This window comes from Deltaproteobacteria bacterium, assembly GCA_011773515.1.
In the GTDB taxonomy this organism is placed as follows: Bacteria; Desulfobacterota; Deferrimicrobia; order J040; family J040; genus WVXK01.
Window position 1 is genome coordinate 47,381 of sequence record WVXK01000006.1, and the last position, 892, is coordinate 48,272.

General features: G+C 62.6%; 2 protein-coding genes. Both read left to right on the forward strand.

Annotated features, from left to right (window positions below; translation table 11 throughout):
* Positions 1-42 precede the first annotated feature (42 nt).
* Positions 43-717: a 4Fe-4S dicluster domain-containing protein gene (locus GTN70_00910; GenBank protein NIO15558.1), complete on the forward strand. Its 675-nt coding sequence runs from the start codon at positions 43-45 to the stop codon at positions 715-717.
* A partial coding sequence (locus GTN70_00915; GenBank protein NIO15559.1) for a hypothetical protein occupies positions 714-892 on the forward strand: 179 nt, incomplete at its 3' end. The genes GTN70_00910 and GTN70_00915, both read left to right, overlap by 4 nt.

Genomic DNA, 892 nt, shown 5'->3' on the forward strand with positions numbered 1-892 from the left:
ACCCTCTATCCTCCCCACCGGCACGATACCTACCGGTGGGCCATGGCGATCGATCTTGATAAGTGCACGGGATGCGCCGCCTGCGTGGCCGCCTGTTACGTGGAGAACAACGTCCCCATCGTGGGCACCAGGGAGCAGCTCAAGGGCAGGGAGATGTCCTGGCTGCGGGTGGAGCCCTTCTACGATAAGAACGGCGGTGTGGACTTCATCCCCATGATGTGCCAGCACTGCCACTATGCGCCCTGCGAGCCGGTGTGCCCCGTCTACGCCGCCTACCACAACCAGGACGGGCTGAACGTCCAGGTCTACAACCGCTGCGTGGGGACGCGCTACTGCGCAAACAACTGCCCCTACAAGGTGAGGCGCTTCAACTGGTTCCAGCACCGGTGGGAGAAGCCGCTGCACAGAATGCTCAACCCCGACATATCGGTCAGGTCCAAGGGGGTCATGGAGAAGTGCACCTTCTGCATACAGCGCCTGCGCACGGCCAAGGACAGGGCGAAGGACGAGTCGCGCAGGGTGAGGGACGGGGAGGTGACGACGGCCTGCGCCCAGAGCTGCCCGACGAAAGCCATCGTCTTCGGCAACCTCCTGGACGAGGCCTCGAGGGTGTATGAGCTTTCCCACTCCGGCAGGGCCTACCGGGTTTTCGAGGAGCTGGGAACCGGATCGTCCATATACTATCTGAAGGGAAAGAAAAGGGGGCACGGAGCGTGAACGCTGGTAAGGGACCGGACAAGACAACCAGGGTGGAAACGGACGTCCTGGCCGCGATGAAGAAACCGGGGATCGTCTACCTGGGCGCCCTCGGTTTCTGCGCGACCCTGTTCGTCATCCTCCTGATCTGCTGGGGCTACCAGATAAAGGACGGCATGGGCGTTGCGGGGATCAG

Bases quoted from the DNA above. Each gene is read 5' to 3' on its own strand.
- GTN70_00910 (NIO15558.1), top strand. From the start codon at position 43: ATGGCGATCGATCTTGATAAGTGCACGGGATGCGCCGCCTGCGTGGCC.